The sequence below is a fragment of the Streptomyces sp. NPDC029526 genome (genome assembly GCF_040637405.1).
GTDB lineage: Bacteria > Actinomycetota > Actinomycetes > Streptomycetales > Streptomycetaceae > Streptomyces.
In genome coordinates this window covers 230064-250606 of sequence record NZ_JBEZWE010000007.1, presented here as the reverse complement: position 1 = coordinate 250606, position 20543 = coordinate 230064, and the positions used below count along the sequence as shown (strand labels likewise).

The window sequence follows — 20543 nt, the reverse complement described above, 5'->3', positions numbered from 1 at the left end:
TGACGTGTATCGCTCTGGAGAACATGAGAATTCTGCACAGCAGAACATGAGAGGATGGCCGGAAGGCGGACGCCCGGCAGTGTGCGGCGTCCGCGACACCAGGGAAGGGCCGCCGGGATGGACAAACCGCTCAAGACGCCGCCGCCCTACCCCATCGCCAGCGTGGACCACGCGCTGCGGGCGGCGACCGTGCTGCAGATGGAGGGCGGCGCGACCGTGTCGCAGATCGCCGAGCGGCTCGGGGTGGCGCGTTCGACCGCGCACCGGCTGCTGGCGATGCTCGTGTACCGGGACTTCGCCGTGCAGGGCGAGGACCGCGTCTACCGGGCCGGGCCGGTGCTGGAACTCGCCGCGCACTCCCAGTCCTTCGTCTCCCGGCTGCGCGCGGTGGCCCTGCCGCACCTGCAACGGGTCGTCGACCTGCTGGACGAGACGACGAACCTGATCGTGCGCACCGGGGACACGGCCCGCTTCATCGCCTCCGTCGAGTGCCGGCAGACCCTGCGGGTGGGCTCCCGGGAGGGCATGGTGTTCCCGGCCCACCGCACGACGGCCGGACTGCTGCTGCTCGCCGACCTGTCCGACGAGGAGCTCGACGACGTCTACGCACCGGAGCGGTACACCGACCGGCCGGGTGAGCGCCCCGACCTGGACCGGCTGCGCACGGAGTTGAAGCGGCTGCGCCGCAACGGCTCCGCCGTCAACCGGGAGCGGTCCGAGCGCGGGCTGGTGGCCGTCGGCGTGCCGGTGCGCGACACCGACGGCCGGGCGCGGGCGGGCCTGTCGGTGTCGATGCCGAGCGTGCGGTACGACCCGCAGCGGCTGCGGTCCCTGGTCGCCGTCCTGGACGCCTCGGCGCGTGCCGTGGAGCGGGACCTGGCCGAGGCGGTGTGAGCCGCCCGCGGCCATCCGCGCGCGCGAAGGGCCGGCCGGGGTCCTCAGTCCGGGGCTGCCGCGGCGAGGTGGCTGAGCCACGCACGCGAAAGGCCGGATGCCCTCCGTCCGGGGCCGCGCCTTGTCGCGGGCTCAGGCAGGCGCGCGAAGGGCCGGCCCGGGACGGTGTCCCCGGCCGGCCCTGAGGCGTCCCCTGCCGCTACTCCGCCGCGCCGGTGGAGGGCGCCGTGGTGAACGGCAGCACCAGCCGGGACGGGTGGGCCGCGTCCCGGTAGATCTTGTGGGTGACCGGGCGGCCCACCGGCAGGTGGAACGCGTCCGGCGGCAGCAGCGCGTTGTGCGCGTCGGCGAGCGGCTCGTTGTTGGACAGCTCCACCACCAGCCGGTGGCCCGGCAGGAAGGTCGCGGCGAACGGGTACAGCCGCAGCACGTACTCCTGCACCGTCCCCGGTTCCACCGGCACCGCGCGGGTGTGCGGGTGGTACGGGTTGCCCTCGGTGGTGCGCTCCTCGTCCAGCTCGCGGTGGGAGGCCTTCAGGTAGCCGCTGGTGATGAGCTGCCGCTTGCCGCCGGGGGCCTCGTCCCACAGGCGCAGGATGAAGTTGGTGTCGTCCTGGTCGATCTCCGCGAACAGGTGTGCCGCGCCGGTGCCGATCAGCTCGGTGGGCTTCTCGAACGGCTCGGTGCGCCAGTCGAGGATCTCCACCCGGTCGGTGACGGTCAGCGGCGCCTGGTAGAAGCCGTCGGGGGCGGCGTGCTCGGCGCCCATCGCCTCCGGCTCGAAGGACAGCTTGCGCCGGGGCCGCAGGTACAGGGACCTGTACTCGACCTCCTTCGGCGGCCACTGCTCGGCGGTGACCACCTCGCGGGAGCCCTCCACGAAGACCTGCACGGCCGGCTCGTCCATGATCCCGTTGTCGACGCCCTTGAGCCAGTACTCGTACCAGCGGAACATCTTGTCGTGCTCCTCGATCCAGGGGCGCGACTGCATGGGCGGGTAGGAGCCGATGTCCAGCTTCTTGGGGCCCTTGAGGACGTCGAACAGCTCGATGTGGCCGTCGACGGTCCAGCCGCGGCCCTGGTCGATCTGGAGGTAGACCGGGATGTCGATGTTCCGGGCCAGGTTGATGGGGTTGCGTTCCTCGTACCAGTCGCCGTCGAGCGGGTTCATCACGATGTCGAACCAGAACTCGCGGTTCTTGGGGTACTTGAGCACGTGCACGAGGTTGGGCCAGGCCGCCACGTCCGGGTCGCGCAGCCGCTCGTCGACCAGCTTCTTCAGCTCCTCCGGCGAGTACACCTCCTGCATACGGGACTTGACGTCGGTGTGGGCGATGCCCGAGTCGCCGCCGCGTCCCTCGCGGGCGGCGCGCGGCATGAACCACATGACGCCGCCGTGGTACGTCGTCTCGTAGAAGTCGTAGTGGCCGCCGCTGACGAAGATCGCCTTGAGGTGCGGCGGGCGTTCGGCGGCGGCGAGCACCTGCATGGAGCCGAAGTAGGAGATGCCGATCATGCCGACGTTGCCGTCGCACCAGGGCTGCGCGGCGACCCACTCGACGACGTCGTACAGGTCCTGCCCCTGGGAGACCCCGCCGAAGTTGTAGTTGCCGATCATGACGCCGCCGGAGTCGCCGGTGCCGCGCATGTCGCCGATGACGTGGACGTAGCCCTCCTTCACGACGCGGGCGATGTCGCCCGCCTCGATGCAGCCGTCCCACATGGGGCTGGGCCGCAGCTGCGGGGGCGTGGTCAGGGCGAGGGCCTGGAGCTCCTTGCCGTAGGCGCTCATCGCGATCAGGGCCGGGCGGGGGGTGTCGTCCTGACCGTGGTAGGCGTCCGCGGCGAGTTCGACGCCGTCGCGCATCGGGACCCGGAGGTCCTTGCGGACGGCGATGGTCTGCTCGCCCGCCCGGATGGTCTGGAAGTCGGTCATGACGTGGTGCTCCTGTGTCACGGGGTGCGGTCGAAGTGCGTGCGGTAGCCGGCCAGCGTGGTGAAGAACGGCGACGGTTCGAGGGTGGGGTCACCGGTGTAGCCCAGTTCCTCGGCGACCCGCCCGAACGGCGAGTACGGCGAGTCCGTCTCCCTGAGGCCGTCCCGCAGGCAGTCGCAGGCCGCCCGGGCGACCCGGCCCTCGATGTCGAGGCTCTGGGTGAGGGCCTGGCGGGCCTGGTCCTCGTCGAGTTCCACGCCGTAGGGCGTGCCGTCGGCCCGGCGGTAGGGGTGCCCGAGGTAGAGGTGCCGCGGGCGGACGGTGTCGCGCAGGTGCTCCAGGCCGGCGCGGTAGGCCACCGGGTCGGTGTAGCCGGGGAAGCCGTTGGCCGCGCCGTGCACCTGGACGGCGTCCCCGGTGAACGCGGCGCGCTGCCCGTCGAGGACGTAGGCGACGGAGCCGGGCGTGTGCCCGGGGACCGCGTGCACGGACACGGTCACCCCGTCGCCGAGGGACAGGGTCTCGCCGCCCCGGACCAGCAGGGTGGGCTCCATCTCGCCGGAGATGACCGCGTCGGCCGCGGCCGCCACCTTCGCCTCGCCCTCCGGGTCGCGCAGGTAGCGGCCGCGCCCGGCGGCGTACTCCGCCACGTGGGCCCGGCGCGAGCGGAGGAAGGGCGCGTCGGCCTCGTGGATCACCACCTGGGCGCGTCGGCCGGTCATCTCCCACAGGGCGAACGCCCCGCCGACGTGGTCGATGTGACCGTGCGTCAGCAGGATCCAGCGCACGTCCTCGATGCGCCGCCCGATCGCCTCCAGCGCGGGCGCCATCCCCTCGGCGGGGGACGAGGCGATGCCGGTGTCGACGATCGCGGGCTGGGGCGCGTCGATGAAGAAGCTGTAGAGCCCGAACCGGCCCCACGGGGAGACCAGGGGGTGGACGGGGACTGCTCGCGTCATGCTGCTTCCGCTCCGCTCGTTCCGGGTGGCCGGTCAGGACCGGCCGAGGAAGTCCCGCGTCTCCGCGAAGACCCGGTGGTACTCGGGGATCCAGGAGAAGTGCTGGACGAACCCGTGGCCGGCGCCCGGGTAGCGGCTCACCGTGGCCTCCACCCCCGCCTCGCGCAGCCGCTGCCCGTACAGCTCGCCCTCGTCGCGCATCGGGTCGAACTCGGCGGTGACCACGAGGGCCTTCGGCAGGCCGGTGAGGTCCTGCCGCTTGACCGGCGAGACCAGCGGGTCGGCGGGGTCGGCGCCGCTGTCCAGGTAGAAGGCGTTGAAGGGCTTCAGGCCCGCCGTCTCCAGGCCGTAGCCGACGGCGTTCTCCCGCAGCGAGGCGTAGCGGTCGGTGTCGAAGTCCAGGTCCAGGGAGGGGTAGTAGAGGATCTGGTGGGTGATCCGGTCGAAGCCCTCGTCGTGGGCGCGGGCCACGACGGCGGCGGCGAAATTGCCGCCGGAGCTGTCGCCGGCGACGGCGAGGGTGCTGCCGTCCCAGCCGAGCCCGTCGCCCTGCTCGGCGACCCAGCGCACGACCGCGTGGCAGTCGTCCAGGCCGGCCGGGAAGGCCGCCTCGGGCGCGCGCCGGTAGCCGACGGAGACGACCTTCAGGCCGGTCTCCTTCGCCAGCGAGCGCGCCACGTGGTCGTGGGTCTCCAGGCTGCCCAGGAAGAAGGCGCCGCCGTGGAAGTAGACGATCACGCCGTGGCGGTCCGCCGCGTCCGGGGTGTAGATCCGCACGGGCACGTCCCCGGCGGCGGTGCGGGCGGTGACGTCCTCGACGGCGTGCAGGGGCAGCCGCTCGTCCAGGGGGGCGACCTGCGCCTCCTCGGCGGCGCGCATGGCCACGGGGTCGAGCGGGCCGTCGGGCGGGGCGGGCAGGCTCGCCAGGACCTTGGCGATCTCGGGGTGCAGAGGCATGGGTTACTCCTGGGCCGCGGCGGCCGCGGGCTTCTGTCCGGGGAAGACCTCGTCGATCTCGTCCTCGCTCCATCCCTGGCGCGAGATGCGCTGGAGCTTGTCGGTGACCGGCTTGCGGGTGGCCTGGTAGAGGGCCAGCGCCTCCTTGACGGAGTCCGCCTCGCGCAGGGCGTCGGCGAGCGCGCCGCCGTCCTCGATGGCCGAGTTGGCGCCCTGGCCCTGGTGGTGCAGCATCGAGTGCGCCGCGTCGCCGAGCAGGACGACGGAGTCGGAGTGCCAGGTGTCGACGGGGTCGATGTCGTAGACGCCGCGGACGTTGACGGTGTCGAGGTCGAGGCCGCGGGTGATGGAGACCAGGCGCTCGTCGAAGCCCTCGACGGTCCGGAGCATGTCCTCCAGGGTCACCTGCGGGTTCCAGGTGGGGTCCGGGCACAGGGCGGTGATGTCGAAGGAGACCTGGCCCCGGTGGCGCAGCGGCAGCAGGTAGATCTTCGTGCCCTTGCCGATGTACATCCGCAGGTTGTCGTCGACGACCATGCCGTGGGCGTCGTCCACGGAGATGACCGCGCGGTAGGCGCGCTCGCCGGAGAAGACCGGGCCCTTGTCGCTGAACAGCCGGTCCCGCACGACCGACTTGATGCCGTCGGCGCCGACGACCAGGTCGGCCTCGACGGTCCTGCCGTCGGCGAACGTCAGGACCGAGCGCTCGCCCTTGTCCTCGACGGCCTCCAGCTTGTGGCCGAGGTGCACCATGCCCTCGGGCAGCACGCCCAGCAGCGCCTCGATGAAGTCGCCGCGGTGGATGAGGTGGGTGTGCGTCTGCTCGCCCTCGGCGGGCCACGCCTCCTTCATGATCGGGTCACCGGTGGCGGTGAGGATCTCGAAGTACTCGCTCGGGGAGCTGACCTTCGCGATCGCGTCGAAGATGCCCCACTCGCGGAAGCGGTTCATGGTGGACGGGCGCAGGCCGATGCCGGCGCCGACCTCCCGGATTCGGGTGGCCTGTTCGTAGACGTCGACCCGGGCGCCGAGCAGGCTCAGCGCTTTGGCGGCCGCCGCGCCGCCGTAGCCGGCTCCGACGACGGCGATCTTCAGGTTCTTGAGGTCCGAGAGCTGCATGGTGGTTCTCTCTACTTCTGGAGGGTGAGGAAGGCGGCCGGGTTGTGGACGAAGATCGTCTCGATGGCGGCCTCGTCGAGACCGGCGGCACGGAGGTCCGGGATGAGGTCCTCGAAGATGTAGTTGACGGTGTGGCCCTTGACGCCGGGCCAGCCCAGCGGGCTGCAGTTGGCGTCGGCGGAGGCGAGGACCTGCCCGATCCTGCGGCCCCCGTCGATGAACCGCAGGAAGTGGTCGAGCCGCTCCTTGCGGGGGCGGGCCCAGAAGGGCGGGTCCGGGAGTTCGGTCTCGTAGCCGAAGGTGTCGAAGCCGATGCGTCCGCCCTGCTCGGCGATCCACACGTCGCGGGTCTTGTCGGCGTTGACCCCGTCGTCGACGTGTCCGAACAGGACGCGGTCCAAGGGCAGCCCCTCCTCCTGGAAGATCGAGATCGCGTTCTCCGCGTCGATCGCCAGGTGGGTGAGGACGGGCACGCCCGTGGTGAGCGCGGCGCGGGCGGCGGCCCGGTAGATGCGCTTGTCGAGGTCGGTCATGCGGCCGCCGCGGCTCACGCCGACCTTGATGACGCCGGCGAGGCTGCCGGTGTCGCCGATGCCGACGGTGATCTCGTGGACGAACTGCCGCATCAGGTAGTCCACGTCGGCGCGGGCGAAGTGCGGCAGGGCGGTGTCGCCGCCGACGAAGCCGGTGCAGGCGACGATGTGGACGCCGGTCTTGGCGGACAGCGACTTGTAGTAGTCGACGTCACGCCCGTTGCAGATCCCGGTGGCGTCGACGAAGGTGCCGCCGCCGTACTCGTGGAAGGCGCGCAGCTTGGGGACGGTCTCCTCGTACCGCTGCTCGGGGGTCTTCCACCACTTCGTGTCCAGTTCGGAGCCGGGCATCCCGTAGCCGATGTGCTCGTGGACGGCCACGAGCCCCAGTTCCTCGGCCGGGACCGCCCCCAGGACGGTGTTCACTCTCGACACAGCACTCACCTTTGAATGAAGAAGCCTGAAGCCTGACGGTCGTTGGGCGGGCGCTCAGCGCGCCGGTCGCACCGACAGCAGTGCGCGCGGGTTCGTCTCGAGGATCCGCCGCGTGTCCTCGTCGCCGAGGCCGCGCGCCTTCAGGAGCGGGACGAAGGCGGTGAGGACGTGGCTGTAGGGCAGGTCGTTGCCGGTGTGGCCCCTGGCGACGCCGGTGGCGCCGGTGGACAGCAGGACGCGGTCGGCGAACCCGGCCGCCACCAGTTCGGCGACCAGGTCGGCGCGTTCGGCGTCGGTGAGGTGGTCCCCGTCCTCGGTGCCGACGTGGTCGAGGGCGACGCGGGCACCCCGGCGGGCGACCTCCAGGGGGGCTCCGGCGGCGGCGAGGTCCCGGCGGTCGAGTCCGCCGACGACGACCCGGTCGGCGGGCAGCTTCTCGTCGAGGACGACGTCGAGGTCGTGCAGGGCGTCGGCGCCGGGGCGGACGGAGACGGCGACGCCGGTGGCGAGTCCGGCGCGGGCGGCGCCGCGGAACAGGCTCTCGTCGGTGGCCGTCATGCCCTCCCGGGTGGCGGCGGTGGCCACCAGTCCGGCGGCGCCGCGCCGCTCCACGCGGGGGACGACCATGCCCTCGGTGACCTCCCGGGCGAACAGGTCGGCGAACTTCTCGGCCGGCCACGGCGTCGGCGGGTTGGTCTGCGGGGTCAGGAAGTAGCCGCCGAGCAGCTCCTCGGGGCCCTGGCCCGTGGAGGCGACGATGTGCACGCCGGTCGCGCGGGACAGGGTCTCGTACAGCCGTACGTCCCGGCCGTGGAACATGCCGGTGCTGTCGACGAGGGTGCCGCCGCCGTGGGCGCGGAAGTCCTTGAGCTTCGCGGCGAGGAGCTCGTAGATCTCGGCGCGGTCGAGGGTGACGTCGAAGGCGTGCTCCGCGCCGGGCACCACGGAGAGCAGCGCCTCGTGGATCGCGACGACGCCCAGTTCCTCGGCCGGCACCGGGCCCAGGACGGTGTTGACGGTGGTGCTCTCGACGCTCATGGCTGCCTCACGTGTCCGGGGTGGGGTGCGCGGCACCCGGTGGGTGCGGTCACCGTAGCCATTCGGTTTACACGGCGTCAATGAAATGAACGCACAGAAAAAATATTGCACACTTCACTGGTCCGGGCTCGTGACCAGCGATCATGCGGCGCATGCATGTCGGATCATGCAGAACATTCACTTGCCGAATGGATGCGGGCTCCCTTCACTGAGGGCATGAGCACCCCACCCACATCGGACCTCGACCTCTTCGCCGATGAGGTCCTCCTCGACCCGTATCCCTCCTACGCCGCGCTGCGGGACCTGGGCTCCGTCGTCCACCTGCCGAAGAACGACGTCTACGCGCTGACGCGCTACGACGCGATCCGGGGCGCCCTGGCGGACTGGGAGTCCTTCTCCTCCACGTCGATCGGATTCAATCCGGCGGTCAACGAGGCGCTCGCCGGCACGTCCCTCGCCTCGGACCCGCCGGTCCACACCAAGCTGCGCGCCACCCTCACCGAGAACCTGTCGCCGCGCGCGCTGCGCGGTCTGAAGGGGCAGATCGAGACCAAGGCGGACGCCCTGGTGGCCGCCCTCGTCGAGCAGGGCTCCTTCGAGGCGATCGACGCCCTCGCCCGGGCGTTCCCCCTGGAGGTCGTCGCGGACCTGATCGGCTTCACCGGCGAGGCGCGCGACAACATGCTGCGCTGGGGCCAGGCCGCCATGCAGGTCATCGGCCCGATGAACCAGCGCACCGCCGAGAACTTCCCGATCGCCGGCGAGCTGTACGCCTGGTGCTCCCAGGTGAAGGCGGCCGACCTGGCCGAGGGCTCCGTGGGCCGCGGCATCTTCGACGCCGAGACCCGGGGCGACATCCCCGCGGGCACCGCCGGACACATCATCCACCAGTACCTCGGAGCGGGCGTCGACACCACGATGGCGTCGATCGGCAACATCGTCGCCCTGTTCGGACGCCACCCCGACCAGCTCGCCCTGGTCCGCGAGAACCCCTCGCTGGTGCCGAGCGCGTTCAGCGAGGTGCTGCGCTACTGGGCCCCGATCCACGCCTGGGGACGCCGCGTCACCCGGGACGTCACCGTCGACGGCACCCTCATCCCCGAAGGGGCCCAGGTGGCCGTCCTGTTCGGCGCCGGCAACCGCGACCCCCGGCACTACGAGAACCCGGACGCCTTCCTCGTCGAGCGCAACCCCATCGACCACCTGTCCTTCGGGTACGGGCCGCACGGCTGCGCCGGCCAGGGCCTCGCCCGCCTGGAGGCGCACGCCGTCATCGACGCGCTGTCGCGTCGCGTGGAGCGCCTCGTCCTGGGCCCGGAGGCCCGCATCCCCAGCAACATCACCCGCAGCATCGAGAAACTCCCCGTCCTGGAGGTGGTCCCGGCATGAACATCGTTCTCGACCGCGCCCGTTGTGAGGGGCACGGCCTGTGCGAGGAGGCCGCTCCGCAGCTCATGCACCTGGACGACGACGGCGAACTCGTCCTGGACCGCCAGCCGGCGGACACCGCGGACGCCGCCGCGGCGAACGCCGCCGTCCGGGTCTGCCCGGTCGCCGCGCTGAGGCTGGCATGAGCACCGCCACCCTGCGGCGCGTCGTGGTGGTCGGCAACGGCATCGCCGGGCTCACCGCGGCCGACACCCTCCGCGAGAGCGGCTTCGACGGCGAGCTGACGATCATCGGCGACGAGCCGCACCCGGCGTACAGCCGCCCCGCCCTGTCGAAGGCGCTCCTGCTCGACGGTGACGACCTGACCGCGCACGAGCTGCCGCCGGCCGCCCACGGAGCCACCGAACTCCTCGGCGTGCGGGCGACCGGGCTCGACCCGGACCGCCGCCGCGTCCGCCTCGACGACGGAACCGACCTGCCCTACGACGGGATCGTCCTGGCCACCGGCTCCCGGGCCCGGCGGCTGTCCGCCCTGGGCGGGGAGACCACCCTGCGCGGCCTGGACGACGCGCTCGCGCTGCGCGCCCGGCTGGCGGGCCGGCCGTCTGTCGTGGTGGTCGGCGGGGGCCCGCTCGGCATGGAGATCGCCTCGGGCTGCCTCGCCGTGGGGTGCGAGGTCACCGTGGTCTCCCAGGGGCTGCCGCTGACCGTGCAGCTCGGCCCGTACCTGGCCGGCGTCTTCGTCGCGGCGGCACGGGAGCGGGGCCTGACCGTCGTCGACACCCGGGCGGCCACCCTGGAGGGCCGGGACGGGCAGGAGGACAGTCCGCGGGTCGTCCTCGCGGAGGGCACGGTGCTGGAGGCGGACCTCGTGGTGTCCGCCGTCGGCGACGTACCCAACACGGAGTGGCTGGACGGCACCGGGCTGACCGACCGGGGCGTCGTCCCGGTGGACGCGCGCGGGCTGGCCCGGCCCGGGATCGCCGCCGCCGGTGACCTCGTCGGCCTCCCCACCCCGTCCGGTCCGCGCCGCCTCCCCCTGTGGAGCAGCGCGATCGAGCAGGCCAAGTGCGCGGCCAGGGCCCTGGTGCAGGGCGCGGACGCGCCTGCGCTGGCCTTCCAGCCGTACTTCTGGACCGAGCAGTTCGGGCTGAACCTCAAGGCCGTCGGCCCGCTGCCGCCCACCGGGGACCCCGTCCTCGTGGACGGCGAGCCCGGGACCGGCCGGGCGCTCATGCGCTGGCAGCACGCCGACGGCACCGGCCTCGCCGCGGCGCTCAACTACCGGATCCCGATCCCCCGGCTGCGCCGGCTGAGCGAGTCCGCCGCGTAGCATTCCTGGCCATGGACGAGGCCGAGAACCGCGCGGCGGACGACGCGGAGGGCGACGCGGCGGACGCCGCGCGGGACGGTACGGGGGCCGGGGCACCGGACGGCACGGAGGGCCGGGCACCGGACGGCACGGGGGGCCGGGCACCGGACGGCACGGGCGACCGCGCGGACGGTACGGGGACCGGGGCGGAGGTTGCGGGGACCGGGGCGGAGGTTGCGGGGACCGGGGCGGAGGTTGCGGGGGCCGGCGCGGGGGTTACGGGGACCGGGGCGGAGGGCGCCGCGGGTTCGTCGCTGGACCGTCTGGCCTCGGTCAACCTCAACCTGCTGGTGCCCCTCCTCGCGCTCCTGGAGGAACGCTCGGTCACCCGTGCCGCGGCGCGGGTCGGCCTCTCCCAGCCCGCGATGAGTCACGCCCTGGCGCGGATGCGGCGGCTGCTGGACGACGACCTCGTCGTCCGGCAGGGGCCGGGCGTCACCCTGACCCCGAAGGCCACCCAGCTCCTGGCCCCGCTGCGCAGCGCGCTGCAGCAGACGGCACACATCGTCGACCTGCCCTCCTTCGACCCCGCCACGGACCACCGGGTCATCACGGTGGCCATGACGAACAGCACCGCCTTCGTCATGGGCCCGCACCTCATCCGGCTCGTCGCCGAACGGGCGCCCGGCGTGACCCTGCGGCTGCGCACCATCACGGTGCCCACCGAGGCGACCTTCACCGACCAGGGCGTCGACGTCGTCCTCATCTCCGAGGCGCACTTCTCCCCGCACCCGCGCGAACGTCTCTACGACGACCGCGTGGTGGTCGTGGCGGGCGCGGACGCCCGGCCGGAGGAGAGCACCCTTGACCTGCTGACCGGCCGCCCGCACATCGTCGTCGACACCGAACGGCGGGTGTTCCCTTACTCGGTGCTGGAGGACCACGGGGTCCCCTACCGGGTCGGCCTGCGGGTCTCCGACTTCCTGCTCGTGCCGGTCCTGGTCGCCCGCGCCGGGGGCGTCGCCCTCTTCCGGTACCGGGTCGCCGCGGCCATGCGGACGCTGGCCGACCTGCGGATCGAGGAGTTCCCGTTCCCGCTGCCCGGTCTCGGGATCGACATGGTGTGGAACCCGCGCTCGGGCGACCAGGAGTTCGTCACCTGGTTCCGCACCCTGCTCCGGGACGCCGCCGCGCAGCTCTGACCGGGGGCCGGTGACGCCCTGGAACACCGGGCGGGGGCGGGACGGGAACACCGGGCAGGGGGCGGGACGGGACGGGCTCGCGCCGCTGCCCGGGGCGCGCGGCACTGCGCCGGGCGCCCGGCGCCGCCCGGGGCGCCGGCGGCTGCTCCCTGGCGCCGACGGCTCGCCGAGGCGCGTGGTGCGGCGGAAGAGGGGCGTGGTGCGACGGGGCGGGGGCCTGTGGCCCGGTGCGGCGGACGAAGCGTCATGGGCCGGGTGGCGCCGGCCTGACCGGCTCCGTACGCGACAGGACGGGTCAAGCCAGGCCACGCTCGGCCAGGCCGAGCACGGTCAGCCGGGCCAGGCTAAGAGGTCAAGGCCAGGCCAGGTCAGGTCAGGTCAGGTCAGGAGCCGTACCCAGCTCTCGCCGAGTTCGTCCAGCATCTGGTCCCGGCTGAGCTTCCAGTCGGCGCGGTGCCAGTTCTGGGCGACGAAGTCCAACTGGGCCATCGCGAGGACGCCGCGGAAGCGCCGCTGGTGCGGTTCGAAGCGGCCCGCGCGGTCCAGACCGTCCTCGATGTCGCTGATCGCCTCCTCCAGCCAGCTCTCCACCAGGTCGGTGAGCTCCGGATCGACCACGGCGGCAGCGCGCCCGGCACGGATGATGGGCCGGATGTCCGGCCACCGCTCGGCGGTCTGCCGCAGCCACGCCGCGATCGCCTCCGGCGTGCCCTCGGCGACGGTCGCGACCAGGTCGTGGGCCGTGGAACCGTGTTCGGCGGAACGGACCCGGCGCAGCGCCTCGTTGAGCCGCTCGTCGATGAGCGCCCTCATCAGCTCGCTGCGGGAGGGGAAGTACGCGTAGAAGGTGACGCGCGTGGTGCCCGCGGCGGTCGCGATGTCGTCCACCGTGGTGCCGGCGTACCCCTTCGCGTCGAAGAGTTCGAGCGCCGATTCCAGCAGCAGACGGCGCGTCATCTGCTTGTGCGCTTCACGAAGGTTCGCCATGCCCCGGATCCTAACGCGCGGCCCTGCCCGCCGAACGGGCGGACCGACACCACTCCATACGTTGCGTAAGTATTCCTTACAGACCGTTCAAGGCGGCCACGGAACCGGTCCACCCACTGAGACGACATGCAGAAATCTCAACTTACGCAGAAGTTGCTCGCTTTAGGCAATGCTCAAACCATTGACGCCGCGTAAAGCCAATGCCATTCTCCACGGCATCACGCCCGACCCGCTGTCGTGCCCCTCCCCCACCGCGACCGCCGGGCTGTCGCCTCACGGCTCTCCAGGCTCCCGTCTCCGGGACGCCCTCTTTTCCCAGCCATGGAGATCACAGCAATGACCGTCAACAACGGGACGTCGCCGTCCCAGGGCCCAACCGCGGGGGCTGTCCGGATGCCGGGCTACGCGGGCACGCTGGCCGCCGCCTGTGGCGCGGTGTTCGTCGCCCAGGTCGCGAACGCGCTGCCGGCCTCGCTGAACGGACTGTTCCAGCAGGACCTCAACACCCATGGATCCCAGCTCACCTGGATCACCGCGGCCTTCATGATCGCCGTGGTCTGCTTCGAGTTCACCTTCGGTGTCCTCGGTGACCTCTTCGGCCGCCGGCGTCTGGTCGTCGCCGGTACCGCCCTGGTCGTGGCGGGCAGCTCCGTGGCCGCGCTCGCGCCCACCGTGCAGGTCCTGTGGGTCGGTGCCGCCCTCAACGGCCTCGGCGCCGGAGCCATGTTCCCCGGCTCGCTGACCGCGATCACCGCGGTCACCCGCACCAAGCGGGAACGCGCGCACGCGGTCGCCCTGTGGAGCGGCTTCCTGTCCGCCGGTGCCGCCCTCTCCCCGCTGCTCGGCGGCATGTTCGCCAAGGTCGGTTCGTGGCGCGGCTCCTTCTGGGTGCTGGTGGGGCTCGCCCTGGTCAGCATGGTGGTCACCATGCTGCTGGCCACGGAGTCGAAGGCCCCCGAGGGCCGCAAGCTGGACGTCCCCGGCCAGATCACCTTCGCCCTCGGCCTGATCCTCGTCCTGTACGGCGCCGTCGAGGGCCCCGAGTCGGGCTGGACCACCCTGCCCGTCATGCTCGCCTTCGGCCTCGGTGCCTGCTTCCTGGCCGGGTTCGTCCTGGTGGAGCTGGGTGCCGAGTCACCGATCTTCGACCTGAAGCTGTTCCGCAACCGGGCCTTCACCGTGTCGTCCGTCGTCGCGGTGATCGGCATGCTGGCCTTCCTCGGCGCCTGCTTCGCGACGAGCATGTGGCTCGGCCCCGTCCAGCACCAGGACCCGCTCCGCGTGGCGGTGCCCTTCCTGCTCCTCCAGGGCCCCGCCTTCCTGCTCATCCCCGTCGTCTCGCGCCTGCTGCACCGGGTCGCCCCGGCCTGGCTGCTCACCTCCGGGTTCCTGGTGATGGCGGCGGGCTGCCTGCTGGCCACCCGGCTCGACGTCACCGACACGAGCCTCGGCGCGTTCGTCGCCCCGGCCCTGCTCATCGGCGTCGGCTTCGCCTGCACCGTCAGCTCGGTGACGGCCGTGGCGCTGAACAGCGTCCCGCTGCACCTGGCGGGCATGGCCAGCGCCACCACCAACATGCTGCGCGACCTCGGCTTCGTCCTCGGTCCCGTGGTCGTCAGCGCCGTCGCCCTGAGCAACGCGGGCTCGGCCTTCATGTCCGGCCTCGCCGGCGCGGACCTGCCCGCCGGCCAGGTGGCCGCCGCGCGTCAGATCGCCGAGGCCGGCGGACCCATCGCCGTGAACAGCCTGCCGCCGGGCGCCCCCGGCTCCGCCGCCCACGGTGTCGCCCTGGAGGCCCTGGGCAGCGGCTTCCACACGGCCTACCTGGTGTGCGGGGTGGCGGCCCTCGTCGCCGCGGGCCTGACCGCCTTCGGCATGCTCGGCATCCGCTCGGAGCGCTCCACCGAGGAGGCGGCCCAGGCCGCCGCGGCAGCCGGCCGCGACTGCACCCCGGCCCCGGCGGCGGTCTGAGTCACACCCCGTCCGAGCCGCACCGTCCGGGCCGCGGGCCGCGCCGTGCGAGCCACGAGCCGCACCGTACGAGCCGCGCCGTACGAGCCACCCCGGCCCCACTCCCCCGAGGGGCACGCCCCCTGGGGCCGGGGCCGGCGGACGGCACCGGGCCCGTCGCCCGGTGCCGTCCGCACCCGTTCACGGCACCCGCGTGCCGGGGTGCTCCGGCAGGGTGAGCCAGTCCGACCAGGAGATGTCGCGGCCGACGAAGCGCGGCTGCCGGAACGGCCAGTCGGCGGCGATCCACTGCGGCACCAGCGCGTCGAGGGCCTGCTCCACCTCGCTTCCCACGAGGTCGTCCACCACCCACCAGGAGATCTCGCCGTCCGCGCCGGCCCTCTCCGGCGGGTCGATGTAGACACAGCCGAGCAGGGCCGTCTCCGCCGCGTCGAACAGCGCGTAGTTGAAGGACTGGTGCGCGGCGATCTCCTGCTCGTGGCGCAGCAGGTCGGCGCGGTCGGCCTCGTAGGTCATGGTGGCCGCGGGCCAGCCCCAGGCCGGGCCGAAGAGGGTCCACAGCCGCTCACGCGAACCCATCACGGCCGGATAGTCGAGCGGGGCGTCCGCCTCCCGGATCGGCCGCAGATGATGACCACCGCCCGGCAGCGGTACCTGGACGGGGTGGACGAAGTCCTCGGGAAGCCAGCTCATGGCGCCCGACCGTAACAGCGGACGGCCGCCCGCTCCCTCGATTTTCTCCCGCCCGCCGCCAGGCCCGCATTCATGCCGGGCCGGCCCGATCTCGTGCCGGGCCGGGCCAATTTCATGCCGGGCCGGGCCCGTGATCATCCGGTCAGGGCTCCCGTCCGATCGACGGCCGTCATGTTCGGCAGGGCGGCGAGACCTCAGGGCTTGAGGCCCGAGGGCCCGGTGATCCCGGTGACCCAGTGGCCCCGTGGCCCGGTGACCTCGGTGGCCCGGTGACCTCGGTGGCCCGGTGACCTCGGTGGCCAGGTGGCCCGATGGCCCGATGGCCCCGGAGAGTTGCGCACGCGACGCAGCCACTACCGGTCACCCGTCCGCCCCAGCAGGGTGACGAACCCGTCCGGACCGCGCACCGCGCGGCACCCCGTGCGCAGCCAGCCACCCGCCCGGCGGCCCTGGTCGTCGCCGATCTGCGGTCCGCGCAGCAGCAGTTCACCGGCGTGGCCCGGCAGTGCGTCGACGTCGGCGAACCCCTCGACGGTGATCCGGGCACGGGTGCGGGGCAGGACCACTCCCGCCGTCCCCGGGCGGGCGCCGTCGGTGAGCGGGTTGGCGAGGGCGACGCCCGCCGCGGCGGTGGGCCCGTACGCCTCCACGACGCGGGCGCCCACCGCCGCCCGTAACCGCTCGCCGGTGGTGACGTCCAGCGGAGCCGTGACGAGGGTGCGCACCGCGGCCAGCGCCTGCCGTTCCCGGGCGGACCGCGCCAGGAGCCCGCGCAGGGCGGACGGCGGGGCCACCAGCACGGTGGGCGTGTGCCGGCGCGCCGCCCGCAGCACGCCCGACGGGTCGCCGCCGGGCACCAGCACCGTGCGGAACCCGGCCAGCAGGCCCGCCGTGACCAGTGCGATCCCCCGCGCATCGGACAGCGGGACCAGCGACAGCAGACGGGGCCGGCGCGGCAACGGGCCGGTGTGCCACGCCACGATCTGGTGGGCCGCCGCCACGAGCGCGCGGTGCGGGAGTGAGATGCGGGTGCCGTCCCGCCGGTGCACGACGACGGCGACATCGTCGGGTTCGGGCCCGCCGGACCAGTCCCAGTCCCGTACCGGGTCCGGCCGCGAGCCGCGCGCCCGCCGGTCGAGGTCCCGGTAGGACACGATGTCCACCGGCCCGCGCCGTGCCGGGACGGCCCGCGGGCCGTCGCCGGTGTGCACCGCCCTCGAACTCGTACGCTGGGCGGGGATGTTCGGGACGGTCGCGGCCGGCCGGGCGGCCGCGGCCTGTTCCGCGGCCGGCCCCGCGACCGGCTTCCCCGCGACCGGCTCCCCCGCGTCCTCCCGCCCCCCGGTCCGGGAGGACGCGCCCGCCCTCCTGCCCTCCGCGGCGACCGGGACGGTCACCACGGCGCGCAGGAGCGCGCGGTCCGCGCGAGCCGCCACCTCGGACAGCCGGTCCTCCGGGACGGCGGCCACCGCCGCGTGCGCCAGGGCCCGCCCGGGATCCCGGATGCCGCCGGGTACGACGACCACGCCGAGCCGCCACGCGGCGTGGCACAGCACCACCGCCTCCGGGCAGTCCGGCAGCAGCAGCGCCAGGTGGTCGCCGCGCCGCAGGCCCAGCCGGGACAGTGCCGGGGCGAGTCGTGCGGCCGTCCGGCGCAGCGCGCGGAAGCCGGTGCGGTGCCCCCGGGCGGCCAGGGCCGTGCGTCCCCCGTACCTGCGGGCCGCGCCGTCGAGCAGGTCGGGCAGCGTCTCCCGGGGCACGGGCAGGGACCACGGGACGCCGTGCGGGTAGAAGCCCACGCCGGGTTCCTCGGCGGGCCGTCGCTCGAACAGATCCGTCATGCCGGGATGGTGGCCCATGGCACGCTGTGCCCACTTGTGTGCGGACGCGCAGGGACGAACCGTATCGTTGTCACTTGCATAACAAGCATCGCTGCCGGATCTGTCGGACACCGACGTGCCCGGGGAATTTACTCCCCGGTAAGGTCACGGGGCCCGCCTTTGATGTCCCTGACACCGAGGGAGCCCCATGGACGACGCCCGCACCAGGATCCCGCACGGACCGGACCACGCCCGCACCACGGATCTCCCGGCCGAACTCCAGGACCACCTGCGGCCGTTCCTCCGCGAGATCACCCAGGACGTCGTACGGGCCATCCGCACCGAGATCCCCGAGTACGCCCGGCCGACGGACGAGACGTACATGCACGTGGTCAACCGGGGCGTCGAACAGGCCCTGGAGGGCTTCCTGTCCCGCCTCTCCGGCTCGGGGACCGACTGGGACGACGTCAGGGCCACGTACCGGCGCATCGGACAGGGCGAGGCCGACGAAGGGCGCAGCCTCGACTCCTTCCAGGCGGCGCTGCGGCTCGGCGCGCGGGTGACCTGGCGCCGGGTGAGCGAACTCGTCGACGTCCACCGGCTGCCGCCGCAGGAACTCATCGCGTTCGGCGAGACCATGTTCCTGCACCTGGACGAGATGGCGGCCGCCACCACCAGCGGCTACACCGAGGCCCGGCTGCACGCCGCCGGCGAACTCCAGCAGCGGCGCGGCCGGTTGATCGACCTGCTGACCGGTGACGCGGCCGTCTCCCCCGAGGCGGTCGCCGAGCTCGCCCGCACCGCGCAGTGGCCGCTCCCCCGGGACATCGCCGTCGTCGTCACGGAGCACACCGGGGAGCCCGACACGGTCAACCGCATCGTGCCGCCGGAGTTCCTCGCCCGGCTCGACGGCCGGCCGGGCGTCCTCGTGGTGCCCGATCCGGAGGGACCGGGCCGCGAACGGGCCGTCGCCGGGGTCTTACGCGGCCTGCGCGGCGCGCTCGGCCCCACCGTCCCGCTCGACGCGGGCGCCCGCTCACTGCGCTGGGCCCGCGACGCGCTCGACCTCGCGCAGCGCGGCATCCTGCCCGGCAGCGGCCTCGTCCGCTGCGCCGACCACCTGACCACCCTGCTGCTGTTCCGCGACGAGGAGTTGGTCGACGAACTGGCCCGGCAGCGCCTCGCCCCGCTCGACGCCGTGCGCTCCCCGCAGCGTGAACGGCTCGCCGAGACGCTGCTGTGCTGGCTCAGCTGTGCCCGCAACGCCAGCGAGGTCGCCCAGCGCCTCGCCGTGCACGCGCAGACGGTGCGCTACCGGCTGCGCCAGCTGGAGGAGGTGTTCGGCGAGGAACTGCGCGACCCCGCCGCCCAGTTCGAGATGCAGGTCGCCCTGCGCGCCCGCGAACTGCGCCGTCCGGCGAACTGAACGGCGCACGCCCCCGAGGTCGAGCCTCCCTCCTGCGAACTGAGCCTCACCCGGCGGGGCGGGCGGCTCACTCCCCGGCGGACCGCTCGTCGAGCACCGTCACGAAGGCCGAGGCGACCAGGGCGACGGCGGGATCGTCGTCGCGGGTCAGGCTCCGGAGGACCTCCCGCACGCCGTCCCCCGGCAGCTCGACGAGTGCCTGGAGCAGGCGGATCCGGGTCGCGGAGCCGACCGCAGGGGCGGCGAGTCGGGCGGTCAGCGCGGCGGTGACGCGGTCCGCGAGGCCGTGGTGCCGGGACAGCGATGCCAGTACCTCGGCCGCCTCCACGTCGTGGTCTCCCGCGACCACCATGGCGACCAGCACCGGGACGGCATCCCCGGCGCCGCGCCGCCCCAGCGCCAGCGCCGCGTGCCCGCGCACCGTCGCGTCCTCGTCCCCGAGCGCGTCCGTCAGCGCCACGGCGGCCCCCGGCGCGTCCGCTCCCAGCTCGACGACCGCCCGCACCGCGCGACGTCGGACGGCCGCGTCCTCCGCGTCCAGGCCGGCGGCCAGCGACGCCACCGCCCCACCGTCGTCGGCCGACCGGGCGAGCGCCCAGCGCAGGGCGCCCGCCACGTGCGGATCCGACTCGGCGAGCACCGCCTCGGCCAGCAGTTCGGTGGCGCCGTCACCACCACCGGCCGGGCCGAGCACCGCCTGCTGCCTGCGCGCCGCGCTGGACGAACCGAGGCCCTGCATCAGGGCGACGACACGCAGGACGTCCTGCCAGTCGACGGGCTCCGACGCGTCGATCGCGCGCAGCCTGTCGAGCAGCTCGCGCTCCCGCTCCAGCCGGTCCTCCGTCCACCGGATCAGATCACCGACCAGCGCGGACGGGGTGAAGTCAGGATCCTCGAGCGCCCGCCCGATCTGCTGGAGCGAGAGCCCGAGGGACCGCAGGCTCTGCACGTGGAAGATCCGGCGCACGTCCTCGGCGGAGTACTCCCGGTACCCGCCGACGGTCCGGCCGGTCGGCCGCACCAGCCCGAGGGCGTCGTAGTGGCGCAGCATCCGGGTGCTCACCCCGGAGTGCCGCGCCACCTCACCGATCAGCATGCCGCGCCCCCTCGGAAGCAGCTGCCACGGCTGTCCCGTCCCCGTGCTCCCCGACGGGCTGCGCGGTCGCGGCGGCCACCTCCGCGGCGGCGAGCCGTTCCGGGCCGAGGGCGACGACACGTTTCGCCTCCTCGACGGCTGCGTCGAACCCGGCCTCCGGGTCCCGGCGCAGCAGTTCGGTGGCCGCGGCGTGGGTGGCCACCTCGGGGTCGGGGTCCGCCGCGGCCTTCTCCAGGGCGGGCGACACGGCGTCCCCCAGGTCCACGAGGGCCCGGCTCAGGCTCAGCCGCACGTCCCGGTCGCCCCGCCCGAGCTGCTCCACGAGCACGTCACCCAGGCGGGCCCGCTCCTCCTCGTCCTCGGGCACGAGAGCCACCGCCGTCCGCCACGCGGTGCGCGCCACCTCGTCGTCGGCGTCGTGCAGCAGCGAGCGGCCGATCCAGGCGTACGCACGACGGTCACCGATCTTGGACAGCGTGTGCAGCGCCTGGCTGCGGGCCTGGGCGCGCCCGGAATCCAGCTCCGTACGCAGCCGGGGCAGCGTGAGGTCCGCCGGGAGGCGGATCAGCGCCCAGGTCAGCATGTCCCGCACGAAGAAGTCCGGCTCGACCGCGCACCGCTCGACAAGCGTCTCCAGCAGGGCGGGGTCCGCCGCCGAACCGGCCGCCATCGCCGCCTGCAGCCGCACCGACGACGTCTCGGCACTCAGGGCGGCGGCCACGCGGGACTGCTGCGGGGTTCCGTTGGTCGGGTTGATCGAAACCACCTCCAGCACC

Annotated in this window: 18 protein-coding genes; 7 read left to right on the top strand and 11 right to left on the bottom strand. The window is 73.5% G+C overall.

Annotated features, from left to right (window positions below; translation table 11 throughout):
• Window positions 1-117 precede the first annotated feature (117 nt).
• Entirely contained in the window at window positions 118-894 is a 777-nt protein-coding gene (locus AB0F01_RS18765; RefSeq protein ID WP_362096573.1) for an IclR family transcriptional regulator, read from the top strand.
• 199 nt (window positions 895-1093) lie between these two features.
• Here AB0F01_RS18765 and AB0F01_RS18760 read toward each other — a convergent pair whose 3' ends face one another.
• The 6 genes from AB0F01_RS18760 to AB0F01_RS18735 are packed head-to-tail and all read right to left on the bottom strand — an operon-like array spanning window position 1094 to window position 7871.
• Entirely contained in the window at window positions 1094-2830 is a 1737-nt protein-coding gene (locus AB0F01_RS18760) for a CocE/NonD family hydrolase (protein WP_362096570.1), read from the bottom strand.
• Window positions 2831-2847: 17 nt separating this feature from the next.
• Window positions 2848-3789 (bottom strand): MBL fold metallo-hydrolase, encoded by a 942-nt coding sequence (locus AB0F01_RS18755; protein WP_362096567.1) that lies wholly within the window; start codon window positions 3787-3789, stop codon window positions 2848-2850.
• A gap of 33 nt (window positions 3790-3822) precedes the next feature.
• Complete coding sequence (locus AB0F01_RS18750; protein WP_362096564.1) at window positions 3823-4746, bottom strand: alpha/beta hydrolase; 924 nt, start codon at window positions 4744-4746, stop codon at window positions 3823-3825.
• A 3-nt stretch (window positions 4747-4749) separates the two neighbouring features.
• On the bottom strand, window positions 4750-5865 hold the full coding sequence (locus AB0F01_RS18745) for an NAD(P)/FAD-dependent oxidoreductase (RefSeq protein WP_362096561.1): 1116 nt from the start codon (window positions 5863-5865) through the stop codon (window positions 4750-4752).
• Between the two features lie 11 nt (window positions 5866-5876).
• Window positions 5877-6833 (bottom strand): phosphotriesterase, encoded by a 957-nt coding sequence (locus AB0F01_RS18740; RefSeq protein WP_362096558.1) that lies wholly within the window; start codon window positions 6831-6833, stop codon window positions 5877-5879.
• Window positions 6834-6887: 54 nt separating this feature from the next.
• A complete protein-coding gene (locus AB0F01_RS18735) occupies window positions 6888-7871 on the bottom strand; it encodes a phosphotriesterase (RefSeq protein ID WP_362096555.1) in 984 nt (327 codons plus the stop codon).
• Window positions 7872-8087: 216 nt separating this feature from the next.
• On the opposite strand from AB0F01_RS18735, the gene AB0F01_RS18730 reads away from it, so the two are divergent.
• From AB0F01_RS18730 to AB0F01_RS18715, 4 genes are read left to right on the top strand one after another with little or no spacing between them, the layout of a single operon-like run.
• Complete coding sequence (locus AB0F01_RS18730) at window positions 8088-9260, top strand: cytochrome P450 (RefSeq protein WP_362096552.1); 1173 nt, start codon at window positions 8088-8090, stop codon at window positions 9258-9260.
• A complete protein-coding gene (locus tag AB0F01_RS18725) occupies window positions 9257-9445 on the top strand; it encodes a ferredoxin (RefSeq protein ID WP_362096549.1) in 189 nt (62 codons plus the stop codon). Before AB0F01_RS18730 ends, AB0F01_RS18725 begins: the two co-directional genes overlap by 4 nt.
• Complete coding sequence (locus AB0F01_RS18720; protein ID WP_362096547.1) at window positions 9442-10593, top strand: FAD-dependent oxidoreductase; 1152 nt, start codon at window positions 9442-9444, stop codon at window positions 10591-10593. Before AB0F01_RS18725 ends, AB0F01_RS18720 begins: the two co-directional genes overlap by 4 nt.
• An 11-nt stretch (window positions 10594-10604) precedes the next feature.
• Window positions 10605-11774, top strand: a complete 1170-nt coding sequence (locus AB0F01_RS18715; protein WP_362096544.1) for a LysR substrate-binding domain-containing protein — start codon at window positions 10605-10607, stop codon at window positions 11772-11774.
• A gap of 378 nt (window positions 11775-12152) precedes the next feature.
• Here AB0F01_RS18715 and AB0F01_RS18710 read toward each other — a convergent pair whose 3' ends face one another.
• The gene (locus tag AB0F01_RS18710) at window positions 12153-12761 is read right to left on the bottom strand and encodes a helix-turn-helix domain-containing protein (protein WP_362096541.1); all 609 of its coding nucleotides are present in this window, start codon (window positions 12759-12761) and stop codon (window positions 12153-12155) included.
• A 321-nt stretch (window positions 12762-13082) separates the two neighbouring features.
• On the opposite strand from AB0F01_RS18710, the gene AB0F01_RS18705 reads away from it, so the two are divergent.
• Window positions 13083-14732, top strand: a complete 1650-nt coding sequence (locus AB0F01_RS18705; protein ID WP_362096538.1) for an MFS transporter — start codon at window positions 13083-13085, stop codon at window positions 14730-14732.
• Window positions 14733-14912: 180 nt separating this feature from the next.
• On the opposite strand, the gene AB0F01_RS18700 is transcribed toward AB0F01_RS18705, so the two are convergent.
• The gene (locus AB0F01_RS18700; RefSeq protein WP_362096535.1) at window positions 14913-15425 is read right to left on the bottom strand and encodes an N-acetyltransferase; all 513 of its coding nucleotides are present in this window, start codon (window positions 15423-15425) and stop codon (window positions 14913-14915) included.
• 353 nt (window positions 15426-15778) lie between these two features.
• A complete protein-coding gene (locus AB0F01_RS18695; protein ID WP_362096532.1) occupies window positions 15779-17266 on the bottom strand; it encodes an AMP-binding protein in 1488 nt (495 codons plus the stop codon).
• A gap of 187 nt (window positions 17267-17453) precedes the next feature.
• On the opposite strand from AB0F01_RS18695, the gene AB0F01_RS18690 reads away from it, so the two are divergent.
• Entirely contained in the window at window positions 17454-18671 is a 1218-nt protein-coding gene (locus tag AB0F01_RS18690; protein ID WP_362096530.1) for a helix-turn-helix domain-containing protein, read from the top strand.
• A gap of 67 nt (window positions 18672-18738) precedes the next feature.
• Here AB0F01_RS18690 and AB0F01_RS18685 read toward each other — a convergent pair whose 3' ends face one another.
• Both AB0F01_RS18685 and AB0F01_RS18680 read right to left on the bottom strand, forming a co-directional pair.
• On the bottom strand, window positions 18739-19767 hold the full coding sequence (locus AB0F01_RS18685; protein WP_362096527.1) for a MerR family transcriptional regulator: 1029 nt from the start codon (window positions 19765-19767) through the stop codon (window positions 18739-18741).
• Window positions 19754-20542 carry a HEAT repeat domain-containing protein gene (locus tag AB0F01_RS18680; RefSeq protein WP_362096524.1) on the bottom strand — a complete coding sequence of 263 codons (789 nt, stop codon included), beginning with the start codon at window positions 20540-20542 and terminating at the stop codon, window positions 19754-19756. The genes AB0F01_RS18685 and AB0F01_RS18680 overlap by 14 nt, the downstream gene beginning before the upstream one ends.
• Window position 20543: the final 1 nt, after the last annotated feature.

What these genes read in the sequence shown, in the direction of transcription:
- AB0F01_RS18765 (WP_362096573.1), top strand. Translation starts at nt 118, where the DNA reads ATGGACAAACCGCTCAAGACGCCGCCGCCCTACCCCATCGCCAGCGTG.
- AB0F01_RS18760 (WP_362096570.1), bottom strand. Translation starts at nt 2,830, where the DNA reads ATGACCGACTTCCAGACCATCCGGGCGGGCGAGCAGACCATCGCCGTC.
- AB0F01_RS18755 (WP_362096567.1), bottom strand. Translation starts at nt 3,789, where the DNA reads ATGACGCGAGCAGTCCCCGTCCACCCCCTGGTCTCCCCGTGGGGCCGG.
- AB0F01_RS18750 (WP_362096564.1), bottom strand. Translation starts at nt 4,746, where the DNA reads ATGCCTCTGCACCCCGAGATCGCCAAGGTCCTGGCGAGCCTGCCCGCC.
- AB0F01_RS18745 (WP_362096561.1), bottom strand. Translation starts at nt 5,865, where the DNA reads ATGCAGCTCTCGGACCTCAAGAACCTGAAGATCGCCGTCGTCGGAGCC.
- AB0F01_RS18735 (WP_362096555.1), bottom strand. Translation starts at nt 7,871, where the DNA reads ATGAGCGTCGAGAGCACCACCGTCAACACCGTCCTGGGCCCGGTGCCG.
- AB0F01_RS18730 (WP_362096552.1), top strand. Translation starts at nt 8,088, where the DNA reads ATGAGCACCCCACCCACATCGGACCTCGACCTCTTCGCCGATGAGGTC.
- AB0F01_RS18725 (WP_362096549.1), top strand. Translation starts at nt 9,257, where the DNA reads ATGAACATCGTTCTCGACCGCGCCCGTTGTGAGGGGCACGGCCTGTGC.
- AB0F01_RS18720 (WP_362096547.1), top strand. Translation starts at nt 9,442, where the DNA reads ATGAGCACCGCCACCCTGCGGCGCGTCGTGGTGGTCGGCAACGGCATC.
- AB0F01_RS18715 (WP_362096544.1), top strand. Translation starts at nt 10,605, where the DNA reads ATGGACGAGGCCGAGAACCGCGCGGCGGACGACGCGGAGGGCGACGCG.
- AB0F01_RS18710 (WP_362096541.1), bottom strand. Translation starts at nt 12,761, where the DNA reads ATGGCGAACCTTCGTGAAGCGCACAAGCAGATGACGCGCCGTCTGCTG.
- AB0F01_RS18705 (WP_362096538.1), top strand. Translation starts at nt 13,083, where the DNA reads ATGGAGATCACAGCAATGACCGTCAACAACGGGACGTCGCCGTCCCAG.
- AB0F01_RS18700 (WP_362096535.1), bottom strand. Translation starts at nt 15,425, where the DNA reads ATGAGCTGGCTTCCCGAGGACTTCGTCCACCCCGTCCAGGTACCGCTG.
- AB0F01_RS18695 (WP_362096532.1), bottom strand. Translation starts at nt 17,266, where the DNA reads ATGACGGATCTGTTCGAGCGACGGCCCGCCGAGGAACCCGGCGTGGGC.
- AB0F01_RS18690 (WP_362096530.1), top strand. Translation starts at nt 17,454, where the DNA reads ATGGACGACGCCCGCACCAGGATCCCGCACGGACCGGACCACGCCCGC.
- AB0F01_RS18685 (WP_362096527.1), bottom strand. Translation starts at nt 19,767, where the DNA reads ATGCTGATCGGTGAGGTGGCGCGGCACTCCGGGGTGAGCACCCGGATG.